We start from the raw sequence: 16,761 nt of genomic DNA, 5'->3' as shown, positions 1-16,761 counted from the left end.
GGCGTGGCTCAGTCATGCGATAGCGTCTAGCCACCGATTCGGCCTTGGCTACCATCCCAATTGGATTATCTGGGAAAGATCGGCGATGTCGCCATAGATCATCGAGCCTTTGACGAGAAAACACTTGCCATGCAAGACCTCGGACAGTGAGCTCGACGCGGTGCAAACCGGCAAAACTTTATGGCCATTGGCTTCGGTCGGGCCGATGCTGATGACGAGGAAAGCAATCGCAACGAGAGTCGTTCTGCTCATATCCAACCCCTCAAGCCTACTAGCTGCCAGGGCTGCAAAACCGGTTGCCTCCTCAAAGTAGCATCGGGCAATGATGGGATTCATCGTATCGATTGGAGAAGCGGCTCATCTATCTGCCGTAGGCGCAAAGACGGATTAGCCCCCGCCTGTTCAGTGGCCTCCACCATGCAGGCTAACGCTTCTTTGTTTCCCAGCCGAAATACAACGCCTCGAATTGCCCACCATCAAGGCGCTTGAATTGCGAACTTCTTCAAAGCGTTCAGGAGCTTCACGACGTGCATCTATCGCGCTTGCTGAAAAAGGCGGCGCGGAACAGTGCAGCCTAAAGATGGGGGCGCCCGGCCTGTGGCATATCGGGGGGACCTAGGGCAGACAGGCCGGGCCTTTTACCCCATGTGGGCAAGGGGCAAGTCTGTACTATGCGCCACCTTTCGACGGCTGACATCAGAACTTTAGGCGTAGCTAATAAACGCCGTCGCGATTAATGAGCGCAAGCGAGGGACCTTTGGTTGCCTCTGCGGCTACACCCCTGATGGGATTGACCGCTCATAGTCAGCACGCTCCCAAACGGAAGCGGCAAACCGCTCACCTGCGAAAGCGGGATGAGTTGCGCCATGACCGTTGCAAGTCCTCGCGCTTCTCAAGACAGGCTTTTCGCAAACGCTGACGGACTTGGAGTGTGACCTTGCCGCGCCATCAACGCTGTGGTGGCACCGGATCGAGCAGGGTGACATCGTCGGGCCCCGCGGGTGGCAGTTCGCCATTGGGCGTCAGCTTGTTGACCGCCTCGGGCAAGTCCCTGGTTATCCTGGCTATCAGCTCATCGCGGGACAAGCCGGTCTGCATTGAAAGAGAAGCGAGCGTTTCGTCGTCTATTGCCGCCTCGACCTCTTTCGGCTCGATCGGCTGGTTGGGTCCGCTACTAACCCAAGAATCCACCTTGGAACCGGCTCCCGCATTTCTGAAGCGGTCGACAATATCCCCAAGCGCCGTCCCCGATACGCCTTTGGACAGCTGATCCAAGATCCCTCCCTGCAGACTGTTTGGATCGCGATTTCCCGCGCCACGGAGCAGCTCTCCGATCTTGTCGCGATTTTGGTAGGCGAGAATGCCCAATATGGCGACAGCCAGTCTTCCCAGGTTTGCCATTGATTTCCTCCCAGCAATTACAAGGGAAGAGCCGGTGATCACAAAGGTTCCGTCTAACGTGAAAAGTTTGCCGGGAGGCCAGCAAGCGAGGTCATCTTGCAATCAACAGGCTGGATCACGAGCCGCTTGATTTAGACGCATAAAGTCCTGGACGAAGGCCGCTCGGAAGGCCGCAAAAATCTCCGGTGGCACCCCCTTCAACCTGCTTGCCACTGGCGACAAGCCATACTGAAAGAATCCTGCTGGCCGCGATACCTATTGGCTTTTGTTCAGGAGCGTGGCGGGACCGAAAACCGGCAGCCGGGTCCTAGTGAAAAGAATGCCGGTACTCCTCGCTAAATCAAACCGCGCTCGGAACAAAGGTGTCGGACGCTTGTTGGGTTTGCAGCACATCTGCCCAACTAGGAACTTCTCCATGAAAAATCGCCATCTACTGGTTGCGCTGACCACAGCCGCCGCCATCACATTCGCAGTGCCTGCCTTCGCCGCCGACGACGCCCAGGGGTTCGTCGACAAGGCTGCCAACGGGGGGATGTTCGAGGTCGAGTCGGGTAAGATCGCCCAAGGCAAAGCCCAGGATCAGGCGGTCAAAGACTTCGCCCAAAAGATGATCGACGAGCATGGGGCGGCCAATGCAAAACTCGAAACGATTGCCGGCGAGCAGAAGTTCAAAGTGCCCGCCGAGACGGATGCCAAGCACAAGAGCGACCTCGACGCCCTTCAGAACGGCAAGGATCCGGTCGAAAAGACCTATGTGCAGATGCAGCGTGATGCGCACGCGGATGCCGTGGAGCTGTTCGAGAATTACGCCAAGGATGGCGACAATCCCCAGCTCAAGGCGTTCGCTTCGGAGACCTTGCCCACACTCAAAATGCATAAGGAAATGATCGAGAAGATTGCTTCCACCATGGACGATGAAACCGGCACGACGACGAGTTCGACAACTCCCGCCGTCACCACGACCGACACAAAAAATCCGGCCGCTCCGGTGCCAGGCGCCAATAGCTTCACCGAAGACCAGGCCAAGAGCCGGATCCAGGATGCCGGCTTCTCGGACGTCTCAGCGCTAACCAAGGACGATCAAGGCATCTGGCGCGGTCAGGCCACCAAGGACGGAAAGAAGACAACCGTGGCGCTCGATTATCAAGGCAACGTCGTTGCCGGCAGCAACTGAGAACGGATTGGAGTTCAACCATGAGAACCGTGACCGGACTATTTGACAATTATGACGACGCTTCCGATGCCGTCGGTGAACTCGAAGCCATCGGCGTTCCGCATTCCGACATCAGCATCGTCGCCAATAATTCGACCGGCTGGTACCAAGATGATCGCTCGAATGCCGCCGAAGATGCGGCTGGCGGTGCCGGTGTGGGTGCCCTCATTGGCGGCGCCGGCGGGTTGCTGACGGGGCTAGGGATCATGGCTATCCCAGGCGTGGGCCCTGTTGTCGCCGCAGGGTGGCTCGCCGCTACCGCTGCAGGCGCATTGGGAGGCGCAGTTGTCGGCGGGGCTGCCGGTGGCATCGTCGGAGCCCTTACCGACTCCGGGGTCCCGGAAAGGGACGCTCATGTCTACGCCGAAGGTGTGCGCCGCGGCGGGACGTTGGTCACGGCCAAGGTTAGCGACGCGTTGGCCGGCGAAGCCGAGAGCATCCTCGGTCAATCAAGATCGGTGAACTTGGAAGATCGCCGCAGTGCCTACGAAGCCGACGGTTGGACGAGCTTTGACGCTGGCGCCGAAAACTACACCGCCGACGAGATCGAACGCGATCGGGCGCGCTACGCAAATCGCGTTTGACCATATCGCCCCCAGGCGAAGGGCTTGGGGGCTTCACGCTCTGGCGCGTAGACAGCGCCTCCATGCCCGGAGCAACGCAGCTCGGTCCATCCGCTCAATAAAGTTCTCTGCGGCCTCGACGCGCGAGCCAGCTGTGATGCGGGGAGTGAAAAGTGATTTTGCGGCGCGCAACGCGCGGGTTACGCTATGTCACTTGCCAAAAGGAGGATGATGATGAAAGCCTTCCTCGGAACGATCTTAGCGCTGGGCCTGTCCGTCTCTGCAGCATCAGCCAATTGCCCGGCACACGCGAAGGATCAAGCCTCAGTCGACGCGCAGCAGACGGCGAGTGTTGACAAGTCCGACACCTCAACATCGACGGAAATCAAGAAAGAAACCCCGGCGAAGTCGGAGTAGTGCTTCTTCTTCGAAGGTAGATTGAGAGAGTGTCAGCGCTGCGGGTAGTAACACCCGAGAGCGGGCTACCGTGAAGGGCCATGCGGCGCGAGGACGGCGTGAGTGTCGCCGCTTTCGCTGAGAAGCTTCGCTGATCGGCGACATGAAAGCGTAGCGGTGTCGCCAGTTCGGGCGTCTTCAAGGACGGTCTACAAATAAGGCTTCCGTCGGCTGCCAACGCTGAACCAAAAGTCTAAATGCCGGCTCGGGTCCGTTCACGAGACGCTCTCTCCAACAACAGCGACAGATGATGCAGGTGCATCAATTGGGCGTCTTCAAGCAACTGCAAAAAGCTGGACGCCTTGCATCGCGGCAACCGGCGGCGCTTTAGCGCAGCGATGCGCGCGCGCTGGCGCTTGATGTGCTGCTCGGCCTACAGAATATGGCGTTCCGCCATTTGGATGTCGTCAGCCAATGCCATCGTTGCAAACGGCGGTGTCGGGCAGGCGGTTCCGCTGACCCGGCCGGCCATCGAGCATGGTGCAAAGAGAGCCTTGTGCATCCTCCTTGCGGCCGGCGATGACCTGCTGGGGCGATGCCGTGTCGCCGCTTCTGGCGCAACGCCTCGGATTGAATTAGCATCCGATAATCAAAGTTTCGGCCGCGATCCAGCAGGATGCGGATTGCGGAATCAAGGGGGAAGCCGTGCGGCGGTCGCCTGCCGGGCGCCGATTTAAAGGCTGCCTGACCACATCGTCCGGCGGCAGGCGCGGCGGGGCCGGGAGGAGCCAATGCAAAAACTGCAGTCGCAAGGCGTCCATCACATCACGCTGGTCGGCGCCGATCGCCAGACCTCCATCGATTTCTGGGAAGGCGTGCTCGGCATGCCATTCATCTTCGAGCAGCCCAATCTCGACAAGGCGAGCGAAAGCCACCTCTATTTCGACCCGGGCGATGGCCGGCTGATCACCGTCTTCACCGACGAGAGCCGTAGCGCGGTCAAGCGGCGCACGCCGACCGATACCGGCTGTGTCCACCACATCGCGTTCTCGGTGTCGCGCGTGACGTTCCTGCAGGCAGTCGGCCGGCTCGACGAGCGCGCCATCAAGCACAGCGGCGTCAAGGATCGCGGCTTCATGGATTCGATCTATTTCGAGGATCCGCTTGGGCTGCTGATCGAGCTTGCCTCCTACCGGTTCGAGCCGCCCGCGGGCTTCAGCCATGCCGACGTGCTGATGGCGGCGCACAAGATCCGCGTTGCGCGCGGCGACTACAATATCGCCGAGGCGCACCTTGCCGACGCCATCCAGGCGCTGGTCGAGCGATCGCGCGAAACATTGTCCGAGAACCGGGCGGCGAAAAATCCATACTGAACAGGTCAGAGGGAGGACCAGATGGCAAAGGCTGCAACGAAGGGAACGAAGAAGGCCGCCGCCAAGCCGGCAGCGAAGATGGCAAAGCCGGCGGCAAAGGTGACTGCCGCCAAGATGTCGGCCAACGCAGTCAAGCCGGGCGCAAAAGCCGCGCCTAAAGCGACGGCAAAAGCCGCGTCTAAAGCAACGGCAAAGGCAGCGTTTAAAGCCAAGGCGAAGCCGGCGAAGAAGCCCGCGGTCAAGCTCAGCATGCTAAGGCCCAGCGTCAACAACATGACGGTCCGGGTGTTCACGCGAGCGGCCGGGCTCGACCATGCCGAGACCGACGCCTGGGGCCTGACGCGCACGCCGGAATTCCTGGCGCGGAACCCGGCGCATCTGACTCCGATGATCGAGGACAAAGGACTTCCCAGAGGCGTGCTTTGGGAAAGCTGCGCAATCATGCAGTACCTCGCCAACAAGCACGGGCTGGACAAGTTCTATCCGAAGGCGCCGGCCAAGCGGGCGATGGTCGACAGCGCCATGTTCTACCTGGTCGGAACGCTCTATCCCTATGTGGCCAGGGCCACTTATCCGGCACTTGGCTTTCCGCAATATGCCGGCGAGGTCGGCCACAGCGATGCCCATCCCGACAAGAAATCGGAGGCGCAAAAGGCTGCCATCGCCGCAATCGCCGAGCCGCTGGAGGTCTTTCATAGCTTCTTCAGGGACGGCAAGCCTTTCATCGGCGGCAACAACCCGTCGATCGCCGACATCCGTCTGGCGGCGACACTGGAGTTTCTGGCGGTCATCGACTATGCGCTGCCCAGCTGGGCGAAGGACTATATGGCGGCGATCGAGAAGAAGCTCGGCAAGGCCTATGCTGAGCCGGCCGGCGACGTGCGCGGCTACATCGCCCATGTGAAGGCCCAGGCCACGGCTTAAGAAATGCGCGAGGTTTAGGGTTTCGTTAACCAAACCTTGTCTAGTGTCTCGGTCCTCGCTGCGACCACGGATGTACTGGCGCGATTGCCGAGGAGAAGGAAAGGTCGGCTCAGCGCCGGCCTTTTTGCTTTTGCGCGGGCGCGCCAGCGTCACGGCAGCATGATTTTGTCGGGTAACGGCGCGGTTGAAATTCTATTGTCATCCGCGTCGTTGATCGTACCATGCGAACGGGCGAAAGCGGCGAGGACAGAGCCATGAGAAGCACGGCTAGACTTTCAGCGATCGCAGGCGCGCTGCTGGCGATGCCTTTTCCGGCAGATGCCGCATCGCTCAACACGATGAACGAGGTCGGCGCCGCGCTGCAGGCGTGCTGGACGCCGCCGGCCGAAGCCGGAACTGCCTCGGTCACCTTGAGCTTCAGCTTCAGGCGCGACGGCACGCTGATCGGCCCGCCGAAGCCAACGGCCATCAAGGTCAACGGCGATGACAAGGCGCGTCAGGCCTATGTCGACGCGGCGACCGTCGCCCTGCGGAACTGCCTGCCGCTCAGCTTTTCGCCGGAGCTTGCCAAAGGAATTCCCGGGAAGATCTTTACGCTTCAGTTCAATTCGCCGAAGGACAACGCCAAAGCAATTCAGCAGTAGAACTGCCAAGTTGCTCAGTTTCGCCTTCGCTGATTTCCAACAGAAAACGGCTATCCTTTCTAGGTGGCGCTTTGTTGCTGGACAGCGCTACGCCGGATTGCGCCTGCGGCGGGCATTGGCGTGTTTTTCCAGTTGCGGCATTTCGAAGACGTAGTCGCTCCAGGCCGATTCCGGAATTTGGCCGGCCAGATAGCATTCCAACAATAGATTTTGCTCGGGTGTCAGACGCCTCGGGGCCCGCTCGTGATCCAGTCCGAGCGAATGGATCAGGTTTCTGGTCAGGCCTGAGACGGTGAAATGAACAGACATCTTCGCTCCCCTTCGTGCTGCGCCGATAACGCCAGACGCCACACAAAGGTTTCACGCGCAGTGAGGAAACACGCGATCTTATCGTAGCTGCTACGCTACTCGCAGACCACGCGATAGCGCTTGCCGGGTTCGCTGACATTCCGGCAGGCGAGCGCCTTCTGTGGCTGGGAGGACGCATCAGCCAAATCCGGCTGAAAGGAAGGGGCCGTCGAAACACGTCTTCGACTGGGGGAACTCACCGGGGCGATCGGCGGCTGAGGAAACACGTCCGTCGCGATCTGCCTCGAGGCTGTTGTTCCTGGTGGGGCCTTGTCCCAAAGGCGCCTGACGTCCATCCGGCTTGGAATGATGACGGTTCCGTCGTCGCTGCGCGTGCAGCCGCTTGCCGCGAGCAGCGCCGGACAGAGAACAAAAGTCAGCATTCGACCAAGCATCAGCTATACCCCCACGGATTTTATAGCCCGGCAGCGGTGGGTTCGCCAACGGACGGATTACCGCAGCGAGGTCGGACCGGCGTCCGCCTAAAACCCGTTAACGGCAACGGGCGTGTTCGGTTGCGAATCGTTAAGGTTAGCCGATCGTTAATGCTTGTCGGGCACATTCCGCCGACGAACCGGGAGGGTTCGGCCTGGGGGTAGGGATGGCGGATAGGGACGGTACTTTCGAGATGGGCGCCGCCCGTTCTTTCGAAGGCGCGGTCGAGCGCGGCGAGGCGGCGGTCCCCCGCGCCCCCGATCAGCATGCGGCCGCGACCTCGGAAGCGCTTGCCAATCTTCGCCTGATGGTCGATTCGATGCCGATCGGCGTCATTGTCCTCGATGCCGACCTCAGGGCGGAGATCATCAACCGCGCCTTCTACGACTTCTGGAAGATCGATCCGCTTCGCGCCACTGCCGGCTGCGGCTTCCGCGAGCTGATGGAGGCCAGCCGCGACGCCGACCCCTATGGTGCCGACGAGGTGGGCTGGCAACGCCACATCGCCGAGCGCGAGGCCGAAATCCGGGCAGGCGTTGCCGGTTCCAGGCAGTTGCCGCGCAATGACGGCCGCGTGCTGATCGCCTCGCTGGCACCGCTTGCCGGCGGCAAGCGTCTGATCTCCTATGTCGACATCACCGACATGAAGCATCGCGAGACCGAGGCAGAGGATGCGCGCAAGAATCTCGCCACGGTGCTGGAGTCGCTGCCGGCCGGCGTCATCATCTATGACCGCCACGATGAATTCGTCTTCGCCAACCGCAAGCTGCACGACAGTTTGCCGGCGCTGAAGCCGGCCTGGCAGCCGGGCCGCACCTTACGCGAGGCGCTCGCTCTCGGTCATTCCGCCGGCTATTTCCGGTCGAGCGGCGACGTCGAGATCGACAATCTCTATGGTGTCGACAAAGAGCGCTGGCTCGACGCCATGCTGAAGCGTTACCACCTGCCCAATTCGTCCTATGAACGGCTCAATCCCGACGGTCGTTGGTTCCAGGTCTACGACATGAGAGCGGACGACGGCACGTTCATAGGGGTGCGCGTCGACATTTCCGACATCAAGGCCCGCGAGAAGGCGCTGCGGGACTCGATGCGGCAGATCGACCTTTACCGGCATGTCATGGACGAATTGCCGGTGGCGGCGTTCATCAAGGCCGAGGATCTTACAATCGAGTTCGTCAACAAGGCCTGGTGCGCGCTGACCGGCATTGCCAAGGAAGACGTCATCGGCAAGACGGACCGGCAGCTTTTCGGCGCCGAGGACGCCGAAAGCTACAGCCATGACGATGCCGAGGTCATCGCGACCGGCAAGGGGCGCGAAGTCGAGGAGCCTGTCAGCCATCGCGACGGCACGGTGCGGCAGCTGATGACGCGCAAGAGCCGCCTCATCGCGACCGACGGATCGGTGCATCTGGTCGGTTCCAGCACCGACATCACCGAGGTCAAGGCGCGCGAGCGGGCGCTCAAGGAAAGCATGAGCGAGAACGAGGTGTTCCGCAACCTGATCGACAACGTGCCGGTGTCGATCTACGCGAAGCGTTCGGATCTAAGGCAATTCTACGTCAACAAGGGCTGGTGCGATCTCACCGGCTTCAGCAAGGAAGAGGCGATCGGCAAGACCGACGTCGAGATCTTCGGCGCGGACGGCGAAGCTTTCGTCGCCGGCGACCTGGCGGTGCTGCGCACCGGCGAGACGCAGGAGATCGAAGAACAGGTGACGCTGCCGGACGGCAGCGTGCGTCACCAGTTCGCGCGCAAGGGCGCGATGATCGCGTCCGACGGTTCGCTCTATCTGATCGGGTCGACCACGGACATTACGGAACTGAAACAGCGCGAGGCCGAGCTCAGCGAGGCGCGCCGGCGTGCCGTGCTTGCCGACCGCGCCAAGTCGGAGTTCCTCGCCAATATGAGCCACGAGATCCGTACGCCGATGAACGGCGTGCTCGGCATGGCCGAGTTGCTCGCAAAGTCGGACCTCGACCCAAAGCAGAGGACGTTCACCGACATCATCGTCAAATCGGGCAACGCGTTGCTCACCATCATCAACGACATCCTCGACTTCTCCAAGATCGACGCCGGCCAGCTCGTGCTCGACCCGGCGCCCTTCAACCTTGCCGAGGCGATCGAGGATGTGGCGACGCTGGTGTCGACCCGCGCCAAGGAAAAGGACCTCGAGCTCATCGTTCGCGTCCAGCCCGGGCTCGACGGGCAGTTCGTCGGCGACGTCGGCCGGATCCGACAGATCGTCACCAACCTGCTCGGCAATGCGGTGAAGTTCACCGACAAGGGCCATGTGCTGGTCGACGTGACCGGCGAGCGCGTTCCGTCGGGGACGAAGCTCGCCATCTCGGTCACCGATACCGGCATCGGCATTCCCGAAGACAAGCTGAAGCTGGTGTTCGAGAAATTCAGCCAGGTCGACACCTCCTCGACTAGACGGCACGAGGGCACCGGGCTCGGCCTTGCCATCACCTCGCGGCTGGTCGAGCTGATGGGCGGCGAGATCGGCGTCGACAGCGCCGAGGGCAAGGGCTCGACCTTCTGGTTCACCGTCACGCTGCCGCGGGCCGAGCGAGGCGGGCAGCGGATCATGCCGATCGACGTGACCGGCGCGCGCGTGCTGATCGTCGACGACAATGCCGTCAACCGCGCGATCCTCAGCGAGCAGATGGCTTCGTGGACCTTCGATTCCTGCGCGGCCGAAAGCGGCGCCGAGGGACTGAAGGTGCTGATTGCGGCTGCCGCCTACGGCGTGCCTGTCGACTGCGTCGTGCTCGACTACCAGATGCCGGGCATGACCGGCGCCGAAATGGCGCGCATCGTGCGCAACTCCGCCGGCCTCGCGCACACGCCGATCATCATGCTGACCTCGGTCGACCAGTCGCTCGCCAGCGCCGCCTACCGCGATCTCGGCATCGATGCGCAGCTGACCAAGCCGGCGCGTTCCTCGATCTTGCTGGAGACGCTGGTCGCCACCATCCAGCGTCATCGCCACAGCACGGCGGCCATCCATCCGGCCTTGACCGGCGACGTCGAGACCGGGGCCGGCGCGCCGCAGGCGTCCACGGCGCAGGCGACCGCGGCGGATCGCGTCCTGCTGCAGCCGCCGCCGGCGCGTGCCCGTGCACGCCTGGCCGGCGCGGAGACCGGGCTCGACATTCTCGTCGCCGAGGACAACGAGGTGAACCAGATGGTGTTCACGCAAATCCTGGGCGAGACCGGATACCAGTTCGAAATCGTCGGCAACGGCCGCAAGGCGCTGGACGCCTTCGGCAGGCTTAACCCGCGCATGATCCTGATGGATGTGTCGATGCCCGAGATGAGCGGCCTGGAGGCGACCGCGGCCATCCGCCGGCTCGAAGCCGAGATGGGCACGCATGTGCCGATCGTCGGCGTCACCGCGCATGCACTGAAGGGCGACCGCGAGCGCTGCCTGGAAGCCGGCATGGACGATTACCTGCCGAAGCCGATCAGCCCGAAGGCGCTGCTCGAGAAGCTTGAAAGATGGCTCGGGTCGGACGCGGAAGTCCGCCGCAGCGCCGGATAACAGCCTTTCTGCGCGGCCGTTCACGGCGTCATCGACGAGGTCCGTCGGCGGGCGTCCAACGCAGACATATGGTGTGATCGCACCATACAAAACGAAGGCCAGGTCAGGACAATGGCTGCTGTCGATTCCGCCCTTCGGTTACGGGCGGGAGCAGCGACCGCCGGCAAGGAACAGCGTCGACTCTACCCCAACGGACCTGTTTTCGGCGATGGCCAGGCCATGATCCGCTCTGGCGCACAGGCAACGCGCTCTCGTCCGGATTTTATTTCCCGGCGGCCGGAGATCCGGCCGCCGGGATAATTTTTGATTCAAAAGTCGGACAAGCTACTGATTCCCGCGGCAAACTTCGGCTGGGTCCGCAAATGGCGGCCGCAGGCCCCCCCAAGGCATCCCCGTTCAGGCGTTACCGGGCTGACACGAAACTGTCATGCGACTGTAATAATCGACGTCTATTGCGCTCGTCAGGCGCCGACAGAAAAGGGTTGCCGAAAGACCATATTCCGAACAGGAGCAGGCCACATGAGACATTTCATCCGCTCGGCGGCCGTTGCGATTGCAATGGCTGCGGCATCCACGCTTTCCCTCTCCGCCGCTATGGCGGCCGACATCTCCGGTGCCGGCGCTACCTTCCCCTATCCGATCTACGCCAAGTGGGCCGACGTCTACAAAAAGGAGACCGGCATCGGTCTCAACTATCAGTCGATCGGCTCCGGTGGCGGCATCAAGCAGATCAAGGCCAAGACCGTGACCTTCGGCGCCTCGGACGCGCCGCTCAAGGGCGAGGATCTCAAGTCGACCGGGCTCGCGCAGTTCCCGATGGTGATGGGCGGCATCGTTCCGGTCGTCAACCTCGAAGGTGTCAAGCCGGGCGAACTGGTGCTCGACGGCCCGACGCTGGCCGACATCTTCGTCGGCAAGATCACCAACTGGAATGACGAGGCGATCAAGAAGCTCAACCCCGACGTCAAGCTGCCCGACCAGGCGATCGCGGTCGTCCACCGTTCGGACGGCTCGGGCACCACGTTTAACTTCAGCTACTATCTGGCCGAAGTCAGCGCCGACTGGAAGTCGAAGGTCGGCGTCAATACCGCGCTCGAGTGGCCGGTGGGCATCGGCGCCAAGGGCAACGAAGGCGTCGCCAACAACGTAGCGCAGACCGGTGGCGCGATCGGCTATGTCGAGTATGCCTATGCCAAACAGAACAAGCTCACCTATACCGACCTGATCAATAAGGACGGCAAGAAGGTAGAGCCGACCGCTGCCGCGTTCTCGGCCGCTGCGGCCAATGCCGACTGGAGCTCCAAGCCTGGCTACGGCGTCATCCTGGCCAACCAGGCTGGTGCTGAAAGCTGGCCGATGACCTCCGCGACCTGGATCCTCGTCTACCAGAAGCCCGACGATGCGGCGGCCACCACCGAAGCGCTCAAGTTCTTCGCCTGGTCCTACGCCAGGGGCGACGACATGGCCGCCGAGCTGGACTATGTTCCGATGCCCGACGCGGTCGTGAAGAGCGTCGAGGAAATGTGGAGCAAGGACATCGTCGACAGCAACGGCAAGCCGCTCTACTCCGGCATGTAAGGAGGGCGCCTCGGGCGCCCTCCTGTCTCTTTCGAAATGCGAGGGGCAAATGACAGCCGTTTCCGAAGCCGTGACATCGTCCGCCATACGGACCAGGGAAGCGACGGTGCGCCGCTTCGCCCTGACCGACACGATCTTCCGAACGGTCACGCGCCTCTCCGCCATACTCGTGCTGGTTCTTCTGGGCGGCGTCGCGGTCTCGCTGATCGCCGGCTCGTGGGAGGCGCTATCGAAGTTCGGCTTCTCCTTCCTGACGACTGAATCCTGGAATCCGGTCACCGAGAATTTCGGCGCGCTTGCGCCCATCTACGGCACCGTCGTCACCTCGGCCATCGCCATCCTCATTGCCGTGCCGATCGGCATCGGCATCGCCGTCTTCCTGACCGAGCTCTGCCCGCGCCCGCTCAGGCGCCCGATCGGCATCGCGGTCGAGCTGCTCGCCGGCATTCCCTCGATCATCTACGGCATCTGGGGCCTGTTCGTCTTCGCGCCATTCCTGCAGACGACGGTACAGCCGTTCATCATCAATCTTTTCCACGGCATACCGGGTCTCGCCAGCCTGTTTGCCGGTCCGCCCTACGGCATCGGCCTGCTGACGTCTTCACTGATCCTCGCCATCATGGTGCTGCCCTTCATCACCTCGATCACCAAGGACGTGTTCGACACGGTGCCAGCGGTGCTGAAGGAATCGGCCTACGGCATCGGCTGCACGACCTGGGAAGTGACCCGGCGCGTGGTCATCCCCTATACTCGGGTCGGCATCATGGGCGGCGTCATGCTCGGTCTTGGCCGCGCGCTCGGCGAGACGATGGCCGTCACCTTCGTCATCGGCAATGCGCACCGCATCAGCGCCTCGCTTTTTGCGCCCGGCACGACGATCTCGGCGACCATCGCCAACGAATTCACCGAAGCCGACGGCGAGCTTTACACGTCCTCACTGGTGGCGCTCGGACTGATCCTGTTCATCATCACCTTCATCATCCTCGCGCTCGCACGCTACATGCTGTTGCGCATCGATAGCCGCACGGGAGCCTGACCGATGTCGACAGCCGCATCGCTCCACCGAAGCCGGAAGCGCAAGAACGCCGTGATGATGGCGCTCTGCACCATAGCGGCGGGCATCGGCCTCGTCTGGCTGGCGCTGATCCTCGGCGCCCTTCTCTATAAGGGGCTCTCGGGTGTCTCGCTTTCGGTGTTCACGGAAATGACGCCGCCGCCCGGCGACGCCGGCGGCCTGCTCAACGCCATTTACGGCAGCATCGTGATGACCGTGATCGGCATCGTCGTCGGCACGCCGATCGGCGTGCTCGCCGGAACCTATATGGCCGAGTACGGGCGCTTCTCGCGCCTCTCGACAGTGGTGCGCTTCATCAACGACATCCTGTTGTCGGCGCCGTCGATCATCGTCGGCCTGTTCGTCTACGAGCTGATGGTGCGGCCGATGGGTCATTTCTCGGCGATCGCCGGCGCGGTGGCGCTGTCGATCCTGGTGATCCCCGTGGTAGTGCGCACCACCGAGGACATGCTGAACCTTGTGCCCAACGCGCTGCGCGAGGCCGGCACCGCCATCGGCGCGCCGCGCTGGGTGGTGATCCGCTCGGTCGCCTATCGCGCCGCACTGTCCGGCATCGTCACCGGCATATTGCTGGCGATCGCCCGCATTTCGGGCGAGACGGCGCCGCTGCTCTTCACAGCGCTCAACAACCAGTTCTGGTCGAGCAATCTCAACGCGCCGATGGCCAGCCTGCCGGTGACCATCTTCCAGTTTGCGCTGAGCCCTTATGAGGAATGGCAGCAACTGGCCTGGACGGGCGCACTCATAATCACCCTGACGGTTCTCGGGCTGAGCATCTTCGCCCGCAGCCTTACCGGACGCAGAGAGGACAGATGAAACCGATGTTGTCCACCGACCTGAACGTAGCCGAGACGACCGCCGAGAAGGCCAAGATCGAAGTCAAGAACCTCAACTTCTACTATGGCCAGTCGAAGGCGCTGAAGGACATCAACCTGTCGCTGCCCGAGCGCAGCGTCACCGCCTTCATCGGACCTTCGGGCTGCGGAAAGTCGACGCTGCTGCGCGTGCTCAACCGCATCTACGAGCTCTACCCGAAGCAGAGCGCCGAAGGCCAGGTGCTGCTCGACGGCAAGAACATCCTCGACCGCTCGCAGGACCTCAACCTGCTCAGGACCAAGATCGGCATGGTGTTCCAGAAGCCGACGCCGTTCCCGATGTCGATCTACGAGAACATCGCCTTCGGCGTTAGGCTGTATGAGAAGATCAGCAAGGCCGAGATGGACAATCGCGTCGAGCAGGCGCTGAAGCGCGCCGCGCTGTGGAACGAGGTCAAGGACAAGCTCAACGCCAGCGGCCAGAGCCTTTCGGGCGGCCAGCAGCAGCGGCTCTGCATCGCCCGCACCGTGGCGGTGAAGCCGGAGGTCATCCTGCTCGACGAGCCGGCATCGGCGCTCGATCCCCTGTCGACCGCCAAGATCGAGGAGCTGATCGACGAGCTGCAGGCCGACTACACGATCGTGATCGTCACCCACAACATGCAGCAGGCGGCGCGCGTCTCGCGGCAAACGGCGTTCATGTATCTCGGCGAGCTGATCGAATTCGACCGGACCGAAAAGATTTTCACCTCGCCCCGCGAGAAGCGCACGCAGGACTACATCACCGGCCGCTTCGGCTGAGTTCATACGAGGACATAACCATGGCCCATACGGTCGCTTCCTTCGACGAGGATCTGAGGCAGATCAGCCAGCTCATCCGCGACATGGGCGATCTTGCCGGCTCGATGGTCGGCGCGTCGACCAAGGCTCTGCTGAATTCCGACAACGCGCTGGCGCAGCGCGTGGTCTCCGACGATGCCATCATGGACGCGCGCCAACGCGAGCTCGACGATCGCGCCATCACGCTGATTGCCAAACGCCAGCCGATGGCCGACGACCTGCGCAGCGTCGTTGGCGCCATCCGCATGGCCGGCGATCTCGAGCGCATCGGCGACCTTGCCAAGAACATCGCTAAGCGCGTCGGCTCGGTCGGCATCAGCGCCGCGCCGCGCGACCTTTCGCACTCCATCGATTCGATGGCGCAGCTGGTGCTGATCCAAGTGCAGGGCGTGATCGAGGAATACACCGCCGGCGACGCCACGGCGCTCGCCAAGCTCCGCAACGACGACGAGCGCATCGACGTCAAATACACCTCCGTCTTCCGCGAGCTCCTGACCTACATGATGGAGGATCCGCGCAACATCACGGCTTGCACGCATCTGTTGTTCTGCGCCAAGAATCTGGAGCGCATAGGCGACCACGTCACCAACATCGCCGAGAACGCCTACTATGTGCTGACCGGCACGCAATTGCCGGCGAATCGTCCTAAGCAGGACGAGACGGCGATGTCGGCGCCGGCGGCCTGACAGCGAAGGTGCCTGCTAAATGATCGCGCCACGCATCATGGTGGTGGAGGACGAGGAGCCGCTGGGGGTGCTGCTCCGCTACAACCTCGAATCCGAGGGCTATCAGGTCGAGGTGGTGACGCGCGGCGACGAGGCCGAGATCCGCCTGCAGGAGAATGTACCCGACCTTCTGGTGCTCGACTGGATGGTGCCGGCGGTGTCCGGCATCGAGCTTTGCCGGCGCCTCAGGATGCGGCCCGAGACCGAACGCCTGCCGATCATCATGCTGACCGCGCGCGGCGAGGAAAGCGACAGGGTGCGCGGCCTCTCGACCGGCGCCGACGACTATCTGGTCAAGCCGTTCTCGACGCCGGAATTCATGGCCAGGGTCAAGGCGCTGCTGCGCCGCGCCAAGCCGGAGGTGCTGTCCAGCGTGCTCAAGGTCGGCGACATCGTGCTCGATCGCGAATCGCATCGCGTCTACCGCAAGAAGAGCGAGATCCGGCTCGGCCCGACCGAGTTCAGGCTGCTGGAATTCATGATGCGGCATCCCGGCCGGGTGTTCTCGCGCAGCCAGCTGCTCGACAATGTATGGGGCGAGACGATCTATATCGACGAGCGCACCGTGGACGTGCATGTCGGACGCCTGCGCAAGGCGGTCAACAACGGCCGGATGCCGGACGTCATACGTACCATCCGTGGGGCGGGCTACGCGATCAGGGAAGATTAGATCCAGGGCACCGAAGGTCTGACGGGTTCTATCTGCGCTGGCGGGTTATCGAGACGCTGGTGCTTCGCCGTCCACGGGCGGAGCACGAAGCGTCGCGACGCGGCGCAGACCCGACGATCCACGCGACTTCCACGCGCCGCGGCGGTGCAGAAATTCTGCTCCGCTCATCCGACGATTGAGGTAATGGCATGGATTCCAGGGTCTCCGCGACGGAGCT

The 16,761-nt window shown here is 62.4% G+C and carries 16 protein-coding genes; 13 read left to right on the top strand and 3 right to left on the bottom strand.

Features of this window, described 5'->3' with window-relative positions; genetic code table 11:
- Positions 1-48 precede the first annotated feature (48 nt).
- Together P9217_RS25765 and P9217_RS25760 are read right to left on the bottom strand one after the other, a co-directional pair.
- A complete protein-coding gene (locus tag P9217_RS25765) occupies positions 49-336 on the bottom strand; it encodes a hypothetical protein (RefSeq protein ID WP_245307357.1) in 288 nt (95 codons plus the stop codon).
- Between the two features lie 612 nt (positions 337-948).
- Positions 949-1,401 carry a YidB family protein gene (locus P9217_RS25760; RefSeq protein ID WP_067319306.1) on the bottom strand — a complete coding sequence of 151 codons (453 nt, stop codon included), beginning with the start codon at positions 1,399-1,401 and terminating at the stop codon, positions 949-951.
- A 415-nt stretch (positions 1,402-1,816) separates the two neighbouring features.
- Between P9217_RS25760 and P9217_RS25755 the strand changes: the two genes are divergently transcribed.
- From P9217_RS25755 to P9217_RS25730, 6 genes are all read left to right on the top strand, one after another.
- Positions 1,817-2,575 (top strand): DUF4142 domain-containing protein, encoded by a 759-nt coding sequence (locus P9217_RS25755; protein ID WP_278088025.1) that lies wholly within the window; start codon positions 1,817-1,819, stop codon positions 2,573-2,575.
- A 20-nt stretch (positions 2,576-2,595) separates the two neighbouring features.
- Complete coding sequence (locus tag P9217_RS25750; protein WP_067002074.1) at positions 2,596-3,198, top strand: hypothetical protein; 603 nt, start codon at positions 2,596-2,598, stop codon at positions 3,196-3,198.
- 213 nt (positions 3,199-3,411) lie between these two features.
- Positions 3,412-3,594: a hypothetical protein gene (locus P9217_RS25745; protein ID WP_067002221.1), complete on the top strand. Its 183-nt coding sequence runs from the start codon at positions 3,412-3,414 to the stop codon at positions 3,592-3,594.
- A 770-nt stretch (positions 3,595-4,364) separates the two neighbouring features.
- A complete protein-coding gene (locus P9217_RS25740; RefSeq protein WP_095824037.1) occupies positions 4,365-4,946 on the top strand; it encodes a VOC family protein in 582 nt (193 codons plus the stop codon).
- A 21-nt stretch (positions 4,947-4,967) separates the two neighbouring features.
- Entirely contained in the window at positions 4,968-5,870 is a 903-nt protein-coding gene (locus P9217_RS25735; protein WP_067319300.1) for a glutathione S-transferase family protein, read from the top strand.
- Positions 5,871-6,172: 302 nt separating this feature from the next.
- Complete coding sequence (locus P9217_RS25730) at positions 6,173-6,514, top strand: hypothetical protein (RefSeq protein WP_245435075.1); 342 nt, start codon at positions 6,173-6,175, stop codon at positions 6,512-6,514.
- A gap of 87 nt (positions 6,515-6,601) precedes the next feature.
- Here the strand turns inward: P9217_RS25730 and P9217_RS25725 are convergent, their stop codons facing one another.
- Positions 6,602-6,823: a hypothetical protein gene (locus P9217_RS25725; protein WP_067319298.1), complete on the bottom strand. Its 222-nt coding sequence runs from the start codon at positions 6,821-6,823 to the stop codon at positions 6,602-6,604.
- Between the two features lie 640 nt (positions 6,824-7,463).
- Here P9217_RS25725 and P9217_RS25720 point away from each other — a divergent pair.
- The 7 genes from P9217_RS25720 to phoB all read left to right on the top strand — a co-directional run bounded on the left by P9217_RS25720 (position 7,464) and on the right by phoB (position 16,544).
- Complete coding sequence (locus P9217_RS25720; RefSeq protein WP_278087957.1) at positions 7,464-10,841, top strand: response regulator; 3,378 nt, start codon at positions 7,464-7,466, stop codon at positions 10,839-10,841.
- A 519-nt stretch (positions 10,842-11,360) separates the two neighbouring features.
- Positions 11,361-12,419 (top strand): phosphate ABC transporter substrate-binding protein PstS, encoded by a 1,059-nt coding sequence (gene pstS / locus P9217_RS25715; protein ID WP_278087958.1) that lies wholly within the window; start codon positions 11,361-11,363, stop codon positions 12,417-12,419.
- Positions 12,420-12,468: 49 nt separating this feature from the next.
- The gene (gene pstC, locus P9217_RS25710) at positions 12,469-13,455 is read left to right on the top strand and encodes a phosphate ABC transporter permease subunit PstC (protein ID WP_067002087.1); all 987 of its coding nucleotides are present in this window, start codon (positions 12,469-12,471) and stop codon (positions 13,453-13,455) included.
- A gap of 3 nt (positions 13,456-13,458) precedes the next feature.
- The gene (gene pstA / locus P9217_RS25705) at positions 13,459-14,310 is read left to right on the top strand and encodes a phosphate ABC transporter permease PstA (RefSeq protein WP_278087959.1); all 852 of its coding nucleotides are present in this window, start codon (positions 13,459-13,461) and stop codon (positions 14,308-14,310) included.
- Entirely contained in the window at positions 14,307-15,110 is an 804-nt protein-coding gene (gene pstB / locus P9217_RS25700) for a phosphate ABC transporter ATP-binding protein PstB (protein WP_067002093.1), read from the top strand. Before pstA ends, pstB begins: the two co-directional genes overlap by 4 nt.
- Before the next feature lie 20 nt (positions 15,111-15,130).
- Positions 15,131-15,835: a phosphate signaling complex protein PhoU gene (gene phoU / locus P9217_RS25695; RefSeq protein ID WP_095778163.1), complete on the top strand. Its 705-nt coding sequence runs from the start codon at positions 15,131-15,133 to the stop codon at positions 15,833-15,835.
- Positions 15,836-15,854: 19 nt separating this feature from the next.
- The gene (phoB, locus tag P9217_RS25690) at positions 15,855-16,544 is read left to right on the top strand and encodes a phosphate regulon transcriptional regulator PhoB (RefSeq protein ID WP_010911896.1); all 690 of its coding nucleotides are present in this window, start codon (positions 15,855-15,857) and stop codon (positions 16,542-16,544) included.
- The last annotated feature ends 217 nt before the right edge of the window (positions 16,545-16,761 follow it).

It is taken from the genome of Mesorhizobium sp. WSM4989, from assembly GCF_029625795.1.
Lineage (GTDB): Bacteria > Pseudomonadota > Alphaproteobacteria > Rhizobiales > Rhizobiaceae > Mesorhizobium.
The sequence above is the reverse complement of the archived record's forward strand: the minus strand, read 5'-3'. Positions and strand labels throughout refer to the sequence as shown.